This window comes from Chitinophagaceae bacterium (assembly GCA_016713085.1).
In the GTDB taxonomy this organism is placed as follows: domain Bacteria; phylum Bacteroidota; class Bacteroidia; order Chitinophagales; family Chitinophagaceae; genus Lacibacter.
Window position 1 is genome coordinate 576,697 of the sequence record JADJPV010000001.1, and the last position, 18,177, is coordinate 594,873.

Genomic DNA, 18,177 nt, shown 5'->3' on the forward strand with positions numbered 1-18,177 from the left:
AATTTAAAATCATAAGGGGCACGTTAAGTCTCCTCACTCCACATTGGGCTTCCTCACCTTATCTTTGCTCCTTATTCGAATGAGGCTAATCATTCAATTTTCAAAATTTTACTTCAGCAAATTTTCTAATCAACCATGAAGGTTTTCAAATTCGGCGGCGCCAGTGTAAGTAACTATGAAAAAATCAGGAATGTTGGTTTTATCGTTCAGCATTTCCCTTCTGAAAAAATGATGATTTTTATTTCAGCAATGGGAAAACCACCAATGCACTGGAAAAAGTAACCGACGCCTTTTTTGCAGGAAAGAAAGAAGAAGCACTTCAATTATTCCGGGCGGTAAAACTGCAGCATCTTGATGAAGCCAAGTTTTTACTGGTTACACATTTCAATCCGCTGATGGAACAGTTCAATAATTTCTTTACTGAAGTGGAATGGCTGCTGCATGATAAACCTGTTCGTGAGTATGATTATTATTACGACCAGATTGTGTGTGTTGGTGAATTGCTGAGTACTTCCATTGTGAGTGCTTACCTCAACGAAATCGGCATAAACAATCAATGGCTGGATGTACGGGATATATTCCGAACCGATGATAATTTCCGTGATGCAACAATTGACCTTGCGTTTACACAGCAACAAATTGATGAACAGGTGAAGCCTGTTTTCAACAGAACCAATATTGTTATTACACAGGGATTTATTGGCTGTACCGATGAAAATGAAAGTACCACACTTGGCCGTGAAGGAAGTGATTACTCAGCTGCTTTATTTGCCAATATGCTTGATGCCGAACACCTCACAATCTGGAAAGATGTAAAAGGAGTGATGAATGCCGACCCAAAAGAATTTGCCGATGCACAATACATCAGTGAATTGAATTATGATGAAGTAATTGAAATGGCTTATTATGGTGCACAGGTAATTCATCCAAAAACAACCAAGCCATTACAGAATAAAAATATTCCGTTGATTGTAAAATGTTTTTCAGACCCTGCCCTGCCCGGAACAACTATTCATAACAACCCGGTGAAAAATCTTCCGCCCATTCTCGTGCTGAAACAAAACCAGGTGTTGCTGCAATTGCACACAAAAGATTTTTCATTTATTGGTGAAGAACCCATGAGTGAACTGTACCGCATCTTGGCCAAACTGAAAATAAAACCCAACCTTATTCAAACACATGCAGTGAGTTTACAGGTTTGTCTTGACGACAGACCGGATAAGATTGAGAAATTAGCATTGGAAGCGGCAACAACATTTGATGTGCAGGTAGAAAAAGGTTTAACACTGTTAAGCATCCGTCATTATACAAAAGAATTGCTGGAGAAAATGACTGCGGGTAAAACAATTGAACTGCAGCAGCAAAGTCCCGATACTGTTCAGATATTAATGATGTAACCGTTGTTTCACTGTTTAACAATCTTACCAATATACAATTCATCTTTCCAGAATAACTGAACTGTATACGTTCCTGCAGCAAGCTGGCCGAGCGGTATAGTTGTAACCTGGTTTCTGCTGATCATGACTTCTTTCCGCATCACCTGTTTGCCTGTATAATCAAAAACAGAAACAGAAGTTTTTCCTGCTGTTGATACAGGGATTTCAATTCTTAATTCATCTGCAACAGGATTAGGATAAACATTCAGCCGTTTTGCTTTCTGCCGTTCAAAAAACAACTGACTTGAATATTGTGTACGTCCTGATTTATCCCGGATCAGTAACCGGTAGGTTACCGGAAACTCATTCGATGCATCAAGATATTGAAAGGCTCCATCAGCAGGTGATTGATATTCTTTCAAGGTTTTAAACCATCCACGTACATTTCTTTTTTCTAATGAAACTATTTCGATTGCATCTGTTTGCTCCAGCTTCCAGTTTAATTCAACTCCATCACTTACACGTTTCCCATACCATTCTTTAATTGCTGATGCAGGTAGTAACCCACCGCAATTATAAACAGCACCTTCAGTTATTTGAAAACCAGGTTGCACCATACCATTCGTTCCTGAAGTTGCACCATTCGGCAATCCTTCACAGGGTGGATTATGCGCAGGTGCATTTTTTATAATTCCATTTGCACCTCCGGTAGCAGTTGCTGTTACAGTTCCGGGCAAAGTTCCGCTATACCAAATTACACCGCCACCGCCACCACCACCAGGGCCCGGACATTGATTCTGAAAACCTGCGTTTGAACCATTGGCTCCGTTAGCCTGCACATTTAAGCTTCCTGAATATGATGCAACATCTAAAATCACCACACCTCCTCCTCCTCCACCACCGCCGCCATCACCAGATGCTTCTGTAATAACCGGTTGAATTGGATTGATACCCTGAGCACCATTCGCTGAAATTGTAAATCCATTTGCAATTAGCTGATTGCATTTGATGAAAATAATTCCACCACCATCGCCACCTGCTGTTCCTGCAGTGTTATTCATTTCACCGCAACCACCGCCTCCACCCATAAAAATTCGGTTATCGGCAGCAACGGAAGAATATCCGTATGAGCTCAACGGCAATCCCCCATATCCAAACGTATTTGCATTACAAATTCCCAATGTTGTATTTGTTCTGTTGCCGCCATCTCCACCAGTTCCATAGTTGCTTCCACCACCACCACCAGTGTTATCTACGTTACCACCGCCACCACCATTTGCCTGCTTACCACGCCCGGTTTCTTTATTTGTAATGAATGCCGCAACCCCTTCGCCCTTTGTTGCGCCACCAAGTCCGGGATCTGTTGATTGTGCTGTTGAGAAATAATAACCTGAAACACTCCCGCATCTGCTGGAAACTGAATTATTAAATAATAACCCGCCTTTATATCCGGCACTGTCAGCACTGATTGCAGCATTCATGGTTATTGTTCCTGATGCTTCAATGGCAATTACACCACCCGTACCATCAACAGGATCCCATTCTTTAGCCAGTAAGGTTCCGTTGATTGTTACATCTGTATACTGAGGTACATAAATTAACTGAACAGCCTGTGTATAATCGTATGTATTGATCAGCTCCCGTTCAAAAACAACTGTATCATTTAAGAAACTGCAGATGGTGGCAAATTCATATTTACCTGCATTACCAATTGATGAAATATTTCCGAATGAGGAGGTATTTGTTTCATTAATGGATGCTCCTTTCATTTGAATAAGCATTACCCTGTCGCCGGTAGCAAGACCGGTAATATTCTGAACCCTTACACCATTATAAGCTGGAACGAAATCTGTTACTTTAAAATACACATTCACAATACCGGATGCAGGTTGTGCATGCATAGCAGATATACAAATGCATGAAACAACGTACAGGATAATATGATGAAGAAACTTCATGATGGTTGGTTTCCAAACAGTGCAGGACTTCCTCAAATGAAGTTCCGGAATGCAAAAAAGCTGTAGCTCTATAAATCTTCCGGTGCCGAAATATTCAGGTTCTGTTTCAATTTTGTATTAACCGGCTGCCCATCTTTTGTTGCAGGTGACCATTTCAATTCTTTCTCAAATCTTTCTTTCACCTTTTTATTTAATTCAGTATAGCCTCCACGTATAACATTGGCCAAAGCGGTGTTGCCATTCTTATCTACTATAAATTCTACCTGCAATGAAATGGAAGTATACCCGCTTAACATGGGAACCAGTGACTGACTGAGATTAAACAACCACTTCTGCAAAGCAGCATTTCCATCTTTATAAAAAGGAACCCGGTCAACTTTCTCTTCCAGTACCCAGGCAGCATAAGGATTAGCCACATTATTTGTTTCAATAATTTTTAACCTTGGCACTTTCGGTGTTTCCGGATTGGTTGCAACTACATAGTTTCCATTCTTACCAATCAACACAGTTGCTAACTGATGTGTATCTTCAAAATACTCGTAAGCATCTTTTATCTGTGAAGCAAACTGCTGCACATCCTGTTTGTTTTTTGTTTTGATGCCGAATTGTTCCAGGGCCTTGTTGTTATCGTACCTCATTGGATAGATATGTACAGGAATAAAATCCTGTCCCTGTTCTTTTGCAACAGATGCTAAATAATATACCTGCTCAATTAAGGAATCAGTAAGTGGCAGGCAACCGATGGTAACACAATTACCATGAATATAAATATCACCACCGGGTTTATTCTGATCGCTGAGTATTGCATCAGCAGCGTTGGGATAGTTTAAACCAAGTGCTAAATGATAATTACTGTTGGGATTAAATTCATTCACATAATAAAATCCTTCGGGGATCTGTTTATCGCCTTCTTTTCGTTTTGGACCATAGGTTCCTGAAGTGGCACAAACCTTATACACTTTGAACAGCTGAAAGGTTTCACTCCAGTCATTCTTTACCCATACTTCCATTTGTTTTTCATGCTTGAAAGCCCGCATGTACATATACTTCATGGGCCATTGCAATCCTTTTTCCTGGAATTCTTTTTTTAAGGAATCTTCTACCCTCGCAAACATGCTGGTAACCTTTAATCCTTTCCTGGGAGCATCATCAAATGAATACTGTGCCTTTGCAGTAATGGCTGCAGTAAAAAACAAACTGAGGTAAATATAAAAGGCTTTGTTGAGCATACTGGATTCTTTAGAACGGCACCTTTGTAAAAATATTTCAAATTATTTGTAAAAGTAAATTAAAAACGGGTGTAAAACTGCCCAGTAAATTTACAAATTTCCTCTTGCCTCCTGTTCCCGTTCAATTGCTTCAAACAATGCTTTAAAATTGCCTTTTCCGAAGCTATTCGCTCCTTTTCGCTGAATAATTTCAAAAAACAGCGTAGGTCTGTCTTCAACAGGCTTGGTAAAAATCTGCAGTAAATACCCTTCATTATCTCTGTCAACCAAAATACCCAGTTCTTTTAAAGGAGCAAGGTCCTCATCAATATGGCCCACTCTGTCGAGCAAATCATCATAATAAGTTGTTGGTACCTGCAGAAACTCAACTCCCCTGCTGCGCAATTCCATTACGGTTTCAACAATATGATTGGTTGCCATGGCAACATGCTGTACCCCTTCCCCGTCGTAAAAATCAAGATATTCTTCCACCTGCGATTTCTTCTTTCCTTCAGCCGGTTCGTTGATGGGGAATTTCACATAACCATTTCCATTGCTCATAACTTTGCTCATTAATGCAGAATACTCAGTTGAAATATCGTTGTCATCAAAGCTGAGAATATTGCGAAAGCCCATTACGTTTTGATAAAAACTAACCCATGGATTCATCTGATTCCATCCCACATTTCCTACACAATGATCAACATACTGCAGTCCTGTTTCCGGCACTTTGAAATAAGGGTTGTTCCATTGCCTGAAACCAGGCATAAATATTCCCCGGTAATTTTTCCGTTCAATAAATAAATGAACCGTATCGCCATAGGTGTGAATGCCGCTCATGACCACTTCCCCATCTTCATCTTTCAGCCTTGTAACATCCATGTATTTTTTTGCAGAACGTTTGGTTGTTTCGGTCAATGGCAGCAGCATCATCAACTTTTAAGGCCAGTGCTTTTACACCATCGCCATGTTTATAAATATGATCGGCGATTTCATTCCCTGAGCGTAATGGTGTTGTAAGCATCAGGGTTAGTTTGTTCTGCCGAACCACATAACTCACTTTATCCTTCATTCCTGTTTCAGGTCCGGCATAAGCCAGTGGCTGAAAACCAAATGCTGTGATATAATAATGAGCCGACTGCTTTGCATTACCTACATAAAATTCTACGTAGTCCGTGCCGTGCAATGGTAGAAAATCTGTTTCAGATGATTGTATTTTATTGTTGGAGGTTATTGTTGACATGCAATTACTTTTTTGAAATTCAGAAAAAGTGAGAAGTTATTCCGCCAATCAGCGGACAGGAATTTCATCTTCAAATAGCATCAATAGCCAATACTTCCATCAGCAAAGAGTAATTGCTGCGTTCATCATTGAATCGTTTGGTTGGATAATCCGGAAGCATAAGCAAAGATAAAAAATTATAAATGAAAGATCGTATCCTGAGCGGAGTCGAAGGATACGGCAGAAGAAATCGAGCGGAGTCGAGATTTTGGGTTAGAGTTATTATTTTACTATATGATTTATAAAGACACCCCTCAGGAAGTTTATTATGTCTATATTTTAGAATGTAATGATGGTTCTTTTTATACTGGTTTAACAAATGACCTGATCAGGCGTTTTCAGGAACATTGTGATGGAATCTATATAACCTGTTATACATTTAAGCGAAGGCCTGTTGTGTTAAAGTATTATGAAACAATTCCGTTTTCTCTGGAAGCTGCACAAAGAGAAAAACAATTGAAAGGATGGTCAAGAGCAAAGAAGATTGCATTAATGGAAAACAACCTCCACAAACTTACGTTACTGGCTCAATGCCAGAATTATTCACATTCTAAGTTTAAGGATGTAAAATAAAAATTCTCGACTTCGCTCGAACTTCTTTAACCCTTCGACTTCGCTCAGGGTAAAAAAAAACCTTCCCGTATCTTTGAGCCCATGAAACGTATCGGCATCCTCGGCGGCGGACAATTAGGAAGAATGTTATTACAATCTGCAGCCAACTATCCCGTAGAAACTTTTGTATTGGAAAATGATGAGCAATGCCCTGCTGCACATCTCTGTCATCATTTTACCAAAGGCGACATCAAAGATTTTGAAACCGTTTATGCTTTTGGTAAGGGATTGGATGCACTTACTATAGAAATTGAAAGTGTGAATGTGGAAGCACTGGAAAAACTGGAAGCAGAAGGAGTAAGCATCTTCCCAAAACCATCTGCGCTCCGCATCATTAAAAATAAAATTGAACAGAAGAAATTCTATCAGCATCACCAGATTCCAACATCAGAATTTGTGATTACAGAAAACAAAGAGGAACTGAAAGCATTGGCTTCCTTTCTGCCTGCTGCACACAAATTAGGAATGGGCGGATATGACGGACGTGGTGTAGAATTACTGAAGACCGAAGCTGACTTTGAAAAAGGGTTTGATGCTCCTGCCGTGCTGGAAAAATTAGTCGCCATTCAAAAGGAAATTGCCATGATCGTGGCAGTTGGAACTGATGGCCAAACAACCATGTACCCGCCTGCTGAAATGATCTTTGATCCCATTTTGAATTTGCTGGATTACCAGGTATCGCCTGCCGAGCTTCCGGAAAAAACCTTCTGGAAAGTGGAAGCCATTGCCATGGCTGTTGTTCGCAACCTCAACTCTCCGGGTTTATTTGCCGTGGAATTATTTGTGAATAAAGAAGGAGATGTGCTGGTAAACGAAACAGCACCCCGTGTACACAACAGCGGCCATCACAGCATTGAAGGCAATTTTTCCTCACAATTTGATATGCTTTGGCGAATTATGCTGGGTTATCCTCTCGGATGCACAGATCCCATTATGCCAGCAGTTATTTTAAATATTGTTGGCGAAGAAGGCTTCAGCGGTCCGGCCTATTACGAAGGGCTTGAAGAAGTGCTGAAGATGGAGAACGCTTTTGTGCATCTCTATGGAAAAGCTCAAACAAAACCCGGCAGGAAAATGGGGCATGTAACTGTTCTTGGAAAAGACAGAGCGGGGCTTACTTACAATGCCAACCGCATTAAACATATGCTCAAAGCAAAGAGCAATAAGATTCTTCAACCGGGCTAGCATTTAATCCAAACCTGAAAAAACAGAACCCTTCTGCTGAGACAATTGCTGCAATAATTACCTGATGCAGGTAACAATGAGCTAATTTTACCATTCATCCAATGCTATTCTATCCAAAAAAGTTCATTCCTTACCTTTAGCCAATCTATACTTTAACATGAGAAGAATACAATTCATTGCAGCGACTATCCTACTCTTAGCGGTTAGCTGCAAAGAGAAAAAAATCAATCCGCACCAGCCCAAAGCGGCAGACAGCAGGGCCCCATGACAGTCCTTGGTTATATCGTAAAAACGGGTTCGGTTAGTGAGCCTATACAGTTGCCCGGTTCATTATTACCGATGGAAGAAACAGAAATTCATACGGAAGTAAGTGGCCGTGTTGTTGGGCTGTATATAAATGAAGGTGCTTCCGTTAGCAAAGGATCACTATTGATAAAATTATTTGATGGTGATTTGCAGGCACAACTGAAAAAACTGGAAGTGCAGTTGCAGATTGCTCAGAAAACAGAAGAACGTAATAACGAATTGCTGAAGCTGAACGGTATCAGTCAGCAGGATTATGATCTCAGCTTTTTACAGGTAAGCAATATCAAAGCTGATATTGAACTGATGAAAACCAATATTTCAAAAACAGAAATCCGTGCACCATTCAGAGGTAAGATTGGTTTCAGGAATATTTCAACAGGCGCATATGTAACTCCCGCAACAATCATTACAAGTATACGCCAGGTAAATTTATTGAAACTGCAATTCAGTGTTCCGGAAAAATACAGCGCTAAAATTAAGCTTGGACAAATGATTGGCTTTTCAACCGATGGCAGCAATCGAAAATTCTTAGCAAAGGTATATGCCACTGAATCAACAGTAAGTGAAACAACCCGTGGAATGAACGTACGCTGTTATGTGCAGCAGGGCGATGCATCATTAGTTGCCGGAGCTTTTGCAAAAGTAGACATGGATTTTGCACGCAACGATAATGCAATCCTTGTTCCATCGCAGGCTATCTTACCGCAGGCAAGAGGTAAAAAACTGATCCTATATAAAGATGGTATTGCCAAATTTGTTGATGTACAAACCGGCATCCGTGATTCAGCAAGAATAGAAATTTTAAGCGGAGTTACTCCCGGAGATACCATCGTTACAACAGGGTTACTTGGCTTAAGACCTGAAGCTAAAATCAAACTTTCAAAAGTGCAATAAGTTATGACGATTTCAGAACTGAGTTTGAAGAGGCATGTACTTGCAATTGTGATGAACATCATGATTGTGCTGTTTGGCGTTATTGGTTTCAGGTTTTTAGGTGTAAGAGATTACCCGGCCATTGATCCGCCCAATATCAGTGTACGCACTTCATACCCGGGTGCCAATGCAGATGTAATTGAATCGCAGATTACTGAACCATTGGAAAAAGCTGTGAATGGTATTGCAGGTGTAAAAAACATCACTTCATCCAGCAGCCAGGGAAGCAGCAATATTAATGTTGAGTTTGAATTAGGCTATAACCTCGAAGAAGCAGCGAATGATGTTAGAGATAAAGTATCACAGGCAGTACGTTCACTTCCTTCCGATCTGGATGCACCACCGGTTGTAACCAAAGCTGATGCAAGCAGTGATCCTATTATTTCCATGACCGTTCAGAGTGAAAGCCGCAATCCATTACAGGTTACTGAATATGCTACTAATAGTTTGCTTGAAAGAATTCAAACCATTCCGGGTGTAAGTACAGTAAATATTTGGGGCGAAAAAATACGCCATGCGTATCTGGTTTAAACCGGAAAAATTACTGGCCTATAACTTAACGGCAAAAGATGTACAGAATGCTTTATTGCGTGAAAATATTGAATTGCCCTCCGGAAAAATTTCAGGTAACACAACAGAATTAACAGTAAGGACTTTGGACGTTTATCTACTGAAGAAGATTTCAATAACCTCATCATAAAAAATATTGGCGGCAGGGATATTAAAGTCAATGATATTGGACAGGCCATCCTTGGGCCGGAAAATGAAGAAAGTGTGCTAAAAGAAAGTGGAGTTCCCATGATTGGGCTTGCCATTGTTCCTCAGCCCGGAAGTAATTATGTAGCCATTGCCAATGAGTTTTATAAACGTTACGAACAGATCAAAAAAGATGTCCCGTCTGATATCAAACTTGCCATAGGCATGGACCAGACACGCTTTGTAACGAAATCCATTTCAGAAGTAGAAGAAACACTGATCCTTTCCATCGGGCTTGTTGTACTCATCATCTTTTTATTTTTCAGGGACTGGATTGTTGCAATACGTCCCTTGATAGACATTCCTGTTTCACTGGTAGCAGCTTTCTTTATCATGTACCTGGCAGGTTTCACTATTAATGTATTAACCCTGCTTGCAGTTGTACTTGCAACCGGTTTGGTGGTGGATGATGGTATTGTGGTAACAGAAAATATTTTCAAGAAAATGGAACAGGGCATGGATAAGTACAAAGCCGCCCGTGAAGGTTCAAAAGAAATTTATTTCGCTGTTATTGCAACATCTATCACATTGGCAGTTGTATTTCTTCCCATTGTTTTCTTAGAAGGATTTGTGGGAAGATTATTCCGTGAATTTGGTATTGTAGTAGCGGGAGCTGTGTTGGTTTCTGCTTTTGTATCGCTCACACTTACTCCTGTACTGAACGTTTACTTAACACGTAAGGGTGGTATGAAACATGGATGGTTTTACACGGTGACAGAACCATTCTTCAGTGGAATGGAAAAAGGATATAACCGGTTACTGCATTCCTTCATGAAAATAAGATGGTTTGCCTTTGTTATAGTTTTTGCCTGTTTTGCACTCATTTATTTTATTGGCGGAGGCTTACAAAGTGAGCTGGCACCAATGGAAGACAGAAGTCAGTTCCGTTTACAGATAAGTGCACCTGAAGGAACCAGTTTTGATGCAATGGATAAATATGTTGATCAGCTGACCAATCTTGTGATAGACAGTGTTCCTGAAGCAAGGACTTTGATCTCAGTAACTGCACCGGGCTTTTCAGGTTCGGGGTCTGTTAACAGTGGTTTCGTTCGTGCTGCATTGGTCGACCCAAGCGACAGAGTCCGTTCGCAACAGCAAATCGTTGACGTCATCAGCCGTAACCTTCCACGCTTCAATGAAGGAAGGGCATTCGCTATACAGGAGCAAACAATCTCTGTTAACAGGCGTGGTGGTTTACCTGTGCAGTTTGTATTACAGAATAATAATTTCGATAAACTCAAAGCGATTCTTCCTAAATTTTTAGAAGAAGCAAATAAAAATCCAACGTTTTCAGGTGTGGATGCTGATCTGAAATTTAATAAGCCTGAATTACGCATCAACATTGACCGTTTAAAAGCAAGTGAACTCGGCGTTAGTGTAACAGATATTTCTGAAATGATGCAATTGTCATTGAGCAACCGTCGTCTTGGTTATTTTATCAAAGAAGGAAAACAGTACCAGGTAATCGGACAGGTGTTGCGTGATGACCGTGATGATCCAACCGATCTGAAAAATTTATTCGTACGTTCTTCCACAGGGCAGATGATTTCCATTGATCAGTTTGTAAGTTTTACGGAAGAAACCACTCCCCCAACTTTGTACCACTTCAACCGTTACAAAGCAGCCACAGTAAGCGCAGGTTTGGCACCTGGCAAAACCAATTGGTGATGGTATTGAAGAGATGAATGTCATTGCTAAGAAATTGCTGGATGAAACATTTACTACTGCATTATCAGGCAACTCAAGAGACTTTGCTGAAAGTTCAGGCAATACTTATTTTGCTTTTGGCTTAGCATTGATTTTAATTTTTCTTGTACTGGCCGCACAGTTTGAAAGTTTTATTGATCCGTTGGTGATCATGTTTACTGTTCCGCTGGCGATTGCAGGAGCTGTATTCTCATTGTGGTTATTCGATCAAACAATTAATATCTTTTCACAGATAGGAATGATCATGCTCATTGGGCTTGTTACAAAAAATGGCATCCTGATTGTTGAATTTGCCAATCAGAAAAAACATGCAGGCATGTTAAAAAAACCTGCTGTAATTGAAGCGGCAACCATGCGTCTCCGTCCTATCTTAATGACAAGCCTGGCCATGAGCCTTGGTGCATTGCCGCTGGCATTATCATTAGGCGCTGCATCAACCAGCCGTATTCCTTTAGGTGTTGTAATTGTAGGTGGAATTTTATTTTCCCTGGTATTAACGCTGTTTGTAATTCCGGCGATGTATTCCTTCCTGTCATCTAAAAAAATTAAAGTGAATGAAGAAGAAACTAAAACTGTTATCTCTGGTCTGTCTGATTAATATTGCCGGCTTTTCGCAGATGCCTGTTAAGCTTTCTGTAGAAGAAGCTATACAGATTGCTGTAGAGAAGAACTTTGATGTAGTGATTGAAAAGAATGCACAACAGATAGGTAAGATCAATAATAACTGGGGCAATGCAGGAGCATATCCTGCAATTGGCATTAACAGCACGCTAAGTATTGCATCGAATAACCTGGAACAGAAATTATCAAACGGAACAACCATTCAACGTAACGGTGCTATTCTCCGTAATATTAATGCCGGGTTTGCTGTAAGCTGGCGCATTTTTGACGGCATGCGGATGTTTGCCACAAAAAAACGTTTAGAAGAACTGGAAACAATTGGTGAACTCACTTTTCGCAGACAAATAAATGCAACTGTATTTGATGTGATTGCTGCATATTACCAGATTGTACAACTCAACCAGCAAAAGAAAGCCTTTCAGGAAACCGTTAAATTTTTCGAAGCACGTAAACAGATTGCTGAAAGCCGTTTCACCATTGGCACTGCACCAAAAACAGATTTTCTTCAGGCACAGGTTGATCTCAATCAGCAAAAAGCAAGTTTACTTTCTATTGAAAACAGTGTTCGTGTTGCAAAAGCAAACTTCAATAATCTGTTATCAAGAACACCTGAAACGGCATTTGATGTACAGGAAGTTATTCAGCCCGATGCAACAATCAGCTTTGCTTCTCTTCAGCAAAAATCACAAACAGATAACTATGATCTTTTACTGGCGCAAAGCAGCCTGTCTGTTTTAGTACAGCAAAAAAGAGAAATTATTTCTCAACGGCTTCCCTCAGTAACACTAAATGGTAACTATAATTTTGCACAAAGTAAAAATGATGCAGGCTTTACATTATCGAACCGAAACATTGGCCCTAATGGAAATATTGGTGTAGCTATTCCCATCTTTCAGGGAGGCAATATTAGGCGGCAGGAAAGAGTTGCAGATATTAATATCAAAAATCAACAGATCGTTATTGATCAGTTGAAGAACCAGGTAAGCACAAGTTTAGTCAGTGCTTATTATAATTTTCAGAATGCAGTGAATCTTGTTGAACTGGAAAAAAGCACTTTGCTGCTTATTCAGGAAAACAATGTAATTGCTACTGAGCGTTTCAGGAAATTAGCCATTACATCCTTAGAATTAAGACAGGTACAGATTGATTATATCAATGGTCAAACCCGCTACATCAACGCACTCTATATGGCAAAACTGGCTGAAGCAGAAATGAAATTGCTGGCTGGGGATTTGAGCAGACTATAATGAGAAAAATGAAGTCTTCTTTAGTATATATTACAATACTATTCACTTCCTTTATTTCTTGCAGTGATAAGCATGGTGAATATTCTCAAAATGAAGACAGAGTTGACTATACAAATTATAAAAAGAAAAACTTTGACAGCACAGTAATCAAAATAGAGAAAGATCTTGATAGCAGTTTAACCTACGATGAAGAATTACTATATCTCCCCGATTTTGTTGATCTATACAAGCATGACTCTATCTATCTGGACGATGCTATTCAATCCTTAACAAGAGAAAAATTAACAGGATGGAAAATGTACATTGCATATTATGCAATGCAAAATTTAGACATCAATGACTATCTGAAATATTGCAAAACCTATATTGATCTATTTGACCAAGGTAAAATTAATGAAGCCTGGGTAGAAGCAGCTGTGATGCCTCACTTTTTGAAATACCGGATCATTGCAAAAATTATAAAAATCCGCAAGTAAAAGAATTGCTGACTAATTTAATTGAAAACAGGAAAATCTCAGAACAATTCAGATCAGAATTAAAGGAAATTCGATCTGGAGAAATGATAAAAGGAATGGAGAAGGATGATTATAATATGCGGTAAGGAATGCGCTTTTAAGACACGTAATTTTTGTATAGTTTTTTTCCTGCCTTTAGTTTTGTTTCTTTGTATCAAATTGAAATATGGCAACTCCAATGATCGGTATTATTATGGGCAGCGACAGCGACTTACCTGTTATGCAGCCTGCAGCAGAAATTTTAAAGGAATTCGGAATCAGTTTTGAATTAACCGTAGTATCTGCTCACCGTACTCCTTTACGTATGGTTGAATATGCACAAACCGCTAAAGACAGAGGGTTGAAAGTAATTATTGCAGGAGCAGGCGGAGCAGCACATTTGCCGGGCATGATTGCCAGTGTTACCACTTTGCCTGTAATTGGTGTCCCAGTAAAGTCATCCAACTCCATTGATGGATGGGATTCTGTTCTTTCTATTTTACAAATGCCTAATGGCGTGCCTGTTGCTACTGTTGCGTTGAATGCAGCAAAAAATGCAGGCATCCTTGCTGCAGAAATCATCGGCACATTTGATGAAACCGTATCGCAAAAAATTGCAGCTTATAAAACGAATATGAATGCAGAAGTGATTGCCAAGGTTGATAAGCTGAAAAATGAAGGCTGGGAAAATAAGTTTGATTAATCTTCTATCGTACCCTGAATTAATCTCAGTCTACATTTAATACTACAAATTCCTGCTCGGTAGTAAGTGAATGACTGTAAAGTTCTGCAATAAATTCTTTACCATAAGTTGCATAAAAGCTGAGAAAACTTTCCTTTCGTTCCTGCAGACCGGTACCACCTGCAAATAACTGTTGCCTGATGTGCCGTATCTGCTGCTGTTGCTCTGTGAATTTTCTTTTCTCTGCACGGAGTAATTTCTTTTCAAGTTCCTGCAGCCGGTACAATGCTTTTGTTTTTAATGCGTCCACATGTTGAGACAATGTGCTGTCAATAGCTTCTGCCTGTTGTTTCAATGCCGTATATAATTCTTCTGCCTGTGTAAATGCTCCGTTGAGTTTTATTTTTTTACCTGCTTCCCTGTTTACCAAAAGGTTCATCAATTCCTGTTCAGGTAAAAAGAAATCTGCCATTGTAAAACCAAGTTTGCTGATCTTCTTGTTCCATTGCTCTTCAGCAACAAGAAATGAATTACGTAAGATCAACACAGGGAAAGGAACTTTATAATTTTCAAAGACTGTTTTCAGTTCAAGCCAGTAAGCCAGTTCACCACCACCGCCAATGAAAGCGATGTTAGGTAATATTGTTTCCTGGTACAATCCACGCAGTATCACATTGGGGCTGAAACGATCCGGATGTTCTTTTAATTCTTTGAGCATTTCCTCTTTAGAAAACTGAATCGTACTGTTGGCAACAGCAAAACCATCGCCCTTTGCTTCAATCCGTTCACGCAGGTCTTCATCAAAATAAAACAAATTGATCTCTCTCCCACCTGCCTGTACTTTATAATGCTTTTCTAATTCCACTGTTGTCTGTTCAACCAGCTTTGCTGAACGGTGATTCAATAATTCATCTTCAAATACGGGCAGCATCAGTTGTTTTAATTTTTTGCATCTGCAATCAGCACAATCAATCCGTTTTGAGCAAAGAGAAAATTTACAAATGCAAAGGTTGCGTCCTGTATCCGTGTCTTTTCTTTATAACAGTTTCGTAAAGCATCCACAATTTCCTTTCCATGAGGCTGCACCAATAACTGACCACTGATTTCTTCAATCAGTTTTGTAACATTCTTATCAATAATCATTCTGCCAAATGCTCCGCTTTGTTCTGTAGCCCACTGATACTTTATACTGTTGATGGTGAAATGACTCAGCTCTTCAAAATCAGCATCTTCACTTCCCATATAATAAACAGGAACAAAATTATTTTCAGGGGATTGCAGTTTTAATTCAGCAGCAAGCTTAACAGCATGCAGAATTTTATAAATAAAATAGAGAGGACCGGTGAATAAATTGGGTTGATGTGCAGTGGTAACGGTAAATGTATTTTCTTTCAGCAGCAGCTCAAGATTCTGTTTCACTTCATCAGATACGGGCACGGCTTCGTATTGTTTCTTCAAATAATCAACCAGCACTTTCCTGTTTGTTGAAAATCCTTTTCTGTCGGCAATTGCTTTTTTAATTCCATCCAGATCAGGACGGTGAGAATAGAATGCACGTAACTGAGGAGAATCATCCAGATAATCCAGAACAAGTTTTGAGAATGCCCCTGTTTGCTGATAGTTTAATCGTTGTGCAGTTCCGTTCATACGTTTTGTAAAAATAGCGACATTCGGTGTGACGGAAATACCGTTTGCAAAGTTTTCACATTCTTTTACTTCAGTTCATAAGCAACTACTGAATTTTTCCAGAAAGTGGGAACATATACGATCCGCTTCGCAGCGTCATAACCAATATCAGCAGAGTTGATTTTTTGCTCACGGCCATCCAGCAATACCTGTTTTGTGCCATTTGCGCTTACGTAATACACAACACCACCCCAAGTTGATACAATAAACTCATTCGCAGTTATATTTTCAATACCATCTGTACCGCCTTCCATTCCTTCAGCAATTTTGGTAAGACTCTTATCTTTTTCCATCCGGTACATTGTTCCTGCATCCAGCACATACAATATTCCTTTGTGCCTCAATACACCATTGGGGCCTTTCAGTTTATTGCTGTCTAACAAAACAACCGGGGTATTGTTTTCGATCTCGTATACTTTTCTTCCTCTTGAATCAGAAACGTATACAACACCATTGTGATCGACCGACACATCGTTTAATCCTACAGCATCTTTTACAGCAATCCGTTCAATAATTTCTCCCTTTACAATATCAATCACCACCACCTCAGTAAGATCTGCTACATATAATTTGTTTTTAAACAGTCCCATTCCTTTCGGTGCGTTTAAACCCGTCACCCAATCAACAGCAATAATTTTTCCATCTAATCCAACTTTGCCAACAGAACCTTTTCCATCCTTTCCCCATGGTTCTTTGCCATCAATATTGGTAACATACAATACCTTATTCTTTCCATCAAAGAAAACTGATTCGGGAACTTTCAGCGTTGAATCTGTTTCCCACAACTTTACCAATTGATGTTGTGCCTGTGATACAACAAGAACAAACAACAAAATACTTGTGATGAAATACTTTTTCATGTGACAGGTTTTTATATGATTAGAAACGTTCTGTATTAAATGCACTGATATCTATCTCAGTTTTTTGTTTTGAAACTAATTGCTCAACTATTTTTCCAGTTCCTGCCGCCATTGATATTCCCACCATTGCATGCCCGCCTGCTATAATTACATTTTCAAATGTACTGTGTCTTCCGATATATGGCAAGCCATCCGGGCTAAGCGGTCTGTAGCCATGCCAAATGCGGTTTACTCCGGGGAATTCAACTTTCAAACCGGGGTAATATTTTTTGCTTGCTTTATAAATTGCTTCTGCCCGTTTCACTAAGGTTGGTGATTTTAATCCGCTGATCTCCATTGTTCCTCCCATCCGTAAATCCCTGCCCATCGGCGTCATTGCCACACGATCATCTACAAGAATGGCCGGGTATCTTAAATTCTTTTCCATGTTTTCAAAAGTCATACTGTATCCCTTCCCTGCCTGGAGTAACAAATCAATACCCAACAACCGGGCTGTGGTTGACAACCATGATCCATTTGCCAGTACCAGTTCACCGCATTCAACTTTTCCTTTGTCGGTGATAACAGCTGTTACCTTACCATTCGCTTTTTCAAAACCTGTAACGTTTGTATTCAGTTGAAGTTTCACTCCTGCTTTCTGTAAATGCTCTTTCACCGTTTTCATAAAATCGCCTGGATGCATATGCGCATCAATGGGATACAATATTCCGCCACGAACATTCACTTCCACTTCAGGTTCCATTGCCTGCACTTCAGCAGCATTATAAACTCTTGTTTCGACATTGAACTTCTTTGCAAGTTCGCCGAGATGAATTTCGTGCTTCTCTGTCTTTTCAGTTTTGTACAATAAGAAACAACCGATCTCTTCCATGCGGAATGTATTGCCAAGCTCATTCTTCATTTCAGTTGTGAGCTCACGGCTCAACTGCAGAATATTATTGAGATGAGGACCGGCTTCCTTTACTTTTTGCTCCGTTGCACTTCTCCAGAATGTGTATCCCCATTTGATGAGATCAAGATTTAATCTTGGCTTGATGTAAAACGGAGAAGAAGAACTCAGCATCCACCGTAAACCCTGTGCAATAATACCCGGACTTGCCAGTGGAATAAAATGACTGGGTGAAATATAACCGGCATTACCAAACGAAGTACCATCGGTGATATCACCACGTTCAATAACTGTTACTTCATGTCCTTCCTTCTGTAAATAATAGGCGCAGCATAATCCTATTACACCACCGCCAACAATTGTTACCTGACTCAT

General features: G+C 39.8%; 9 protein-coding genes and 5 pseudogenes. 8 read left to right on the top strand and 6 right to left on the bottom strand.

Annotated features, from left to right (window positions below; translation table 11 throughout):
* Nucleotides 1–135: 135 nt before the first annotated feature.
* Nucleotides 136–1,397, top strand: a pseudogene (locus IPK31_02840) (aspartate kinase).
* 8 nt (nt 1,398–1,405) lie between these two features.
* On the opposite strand, the gene IPK31_02845 reads toward IPK31_02840, so the two are convergent.
* The 3 genes and pseudogenes from IPK31_02845 to hppD form a co-directional block, all read right to left on the bottom strand.
* Entirely contained in the window at nt 1,406–3,334 is a 1,929-nt protein-coding gene (locus tag IPK31_02845) for a T9SS type A sorting domain-containing protein (GenBank protein ID MBK8086979.1), read from the bottom strand.
* A gap of 68 nt (nt 3,335–3,402) precedes the next feature.
* Nucleotides 3,403–4,563 (bottom strand): energy transducer TonB, encoded by a 1,161-nt coding sequence (locus IPK31_02850; GenBank protein ID MBK8086980.1) that lies wholly within the window; start codon nt 4,561–4,563, stop codon nt 3,403–3,405.
* Between the two features lie 90 nt (nt 4,564–4,653).
* Nucleotides 4,654–5,785, bottom strand: a pseudogene (gene hppD, locus IPK31_02855) (4-hydroxyphenylpyruvate dioxygenase).
* A 273-nt stretch (nt 5,786–6,058) separates the two neighbouring features.
* Between hppD and IPK31_02860 the strand changes: the two are divergent.
* The 7 genes and pseudogenes from IPK31_02860 (at nt 6,059) to purE (ending at nt 14,388) form a co-directional block, all read left to right on the top strand.
* A complete protein-coding gene (locus IPK31_02860; protein ID MBK8086981.1) occupies nt 6,059–6,397 on the top strand; it encodes a GIY-YIG nuclease family protein in 339 nt (112 codons plus the stop codon).
* A gap of 81 nt (nt 6,398–6,478) precedes the next feature.
* Nucleotides 6,479–7,621, top strand: coding sequence for a 5-(carboxyamino)imidazole ribonucleotide synthase (locus IPK31_02865; protein MBK8086982.1), 1,143 nt, complete (start codon nt 6,479–6,481; stop codon nt 7,619–7,621).
* A gap of 157 nt (nt 7,622–7,778) precedes the next feature.
* Nucleotides 7,779–8,821, top strand: a pseudogene (locus IPK31_02870) (efflux RND transporter periplasmic adaptor subunit).
* A gap of 3 nt (nt 8,822–8,824) precedes the next feature.
* Nucleotides 8,825–11,921: pseudogene (locus IPK31_02875) on the top strand (efflux RND transporter permease subunit).
* Nucleotides 11,878–13,191 (top strand): TolC family protein, encoded by a 1,314-nt coding sequence (locus IPK31_02880; protein ID MBK8086983.1) that lies wholly within the window; start codon nt 11,878–11,880, stop codon nt 13,189–13,191. The pseudogene IPK31_02875 and the gene IPK31_02880 overlap by 44 nt, the downstream one beginning before the upstream one ends.
* A gap of 8 nt (nt 13,192–13,199) precedes the next feature.
* Nucleotides 13,200–13,667 carry a hypothetical protein gene (locus IPK31_02885; GenBank protein ID MBK8086984.1) on the top strand — a complete coding sequence of 156 codons (468 nt, stop codon included), beginning with the start codon at nt 13,200–13,202 and terminating at the stop codon, nt 13,665–13,667.
* 205 nt (nt 13,668–13,872) lie between these two features.
* Entirely contained in the window at nt 13,873–14,388 is a 516-nt protein-coding gene (gene purE, locus IPK31_02890; GenBank protein ID MBK8086985.1) for a 5-(carboxyamino)imidazole ribonucleotide mutase, read from the top strand.
* Nucleotides 14,389–14,413: 25 nt separating this feature from the next.
* Here the strand turns inward: purE and bshC are convergent.
* The 3 genes and pseudogenes from bshC to IPK31_02905 all read right to left on the bottom strand — a co-directional run bounded on the left by bshC (nt 14,414) and on the right by IPK31_02905 (nt 18,177).
* Nucleotides 14,414–16,014, bottom strand: a pseudogene (gene bshC / locus IPK31_02895) (bacillithiol biosynthesis cysteine-adding enzyme BshC).
* 65 nt (nt 16,015–16,079) lie between these two features.
* The gene (locus tag IPK31_02900) at nt 16,080–16,913 is read right to left on the bottom strand and encodes an ATP/GTP-binding protein (GenBank protein ID MBK8086986.1); all 834 of its coding nucleotides are present in this window, start codon (nt 16,911–16,913) and stop codon (nt 16,080–16,082) included.
* 19 nt (nt 16,914–16,932) lie between these two features.
* Nucleotides 16,933–18,177 carry an FAD-dependent oxidoreductase gene (locus IPK31_02905; GenBank protein ID MBK8086987.1) on the bottom strand — a complete coding sequence of 415 codons (1,245 nt, stop codon included), beginning with the start codon at nt 18,175–18,177 and terminating at the stop codon, nt 16,933–16,935.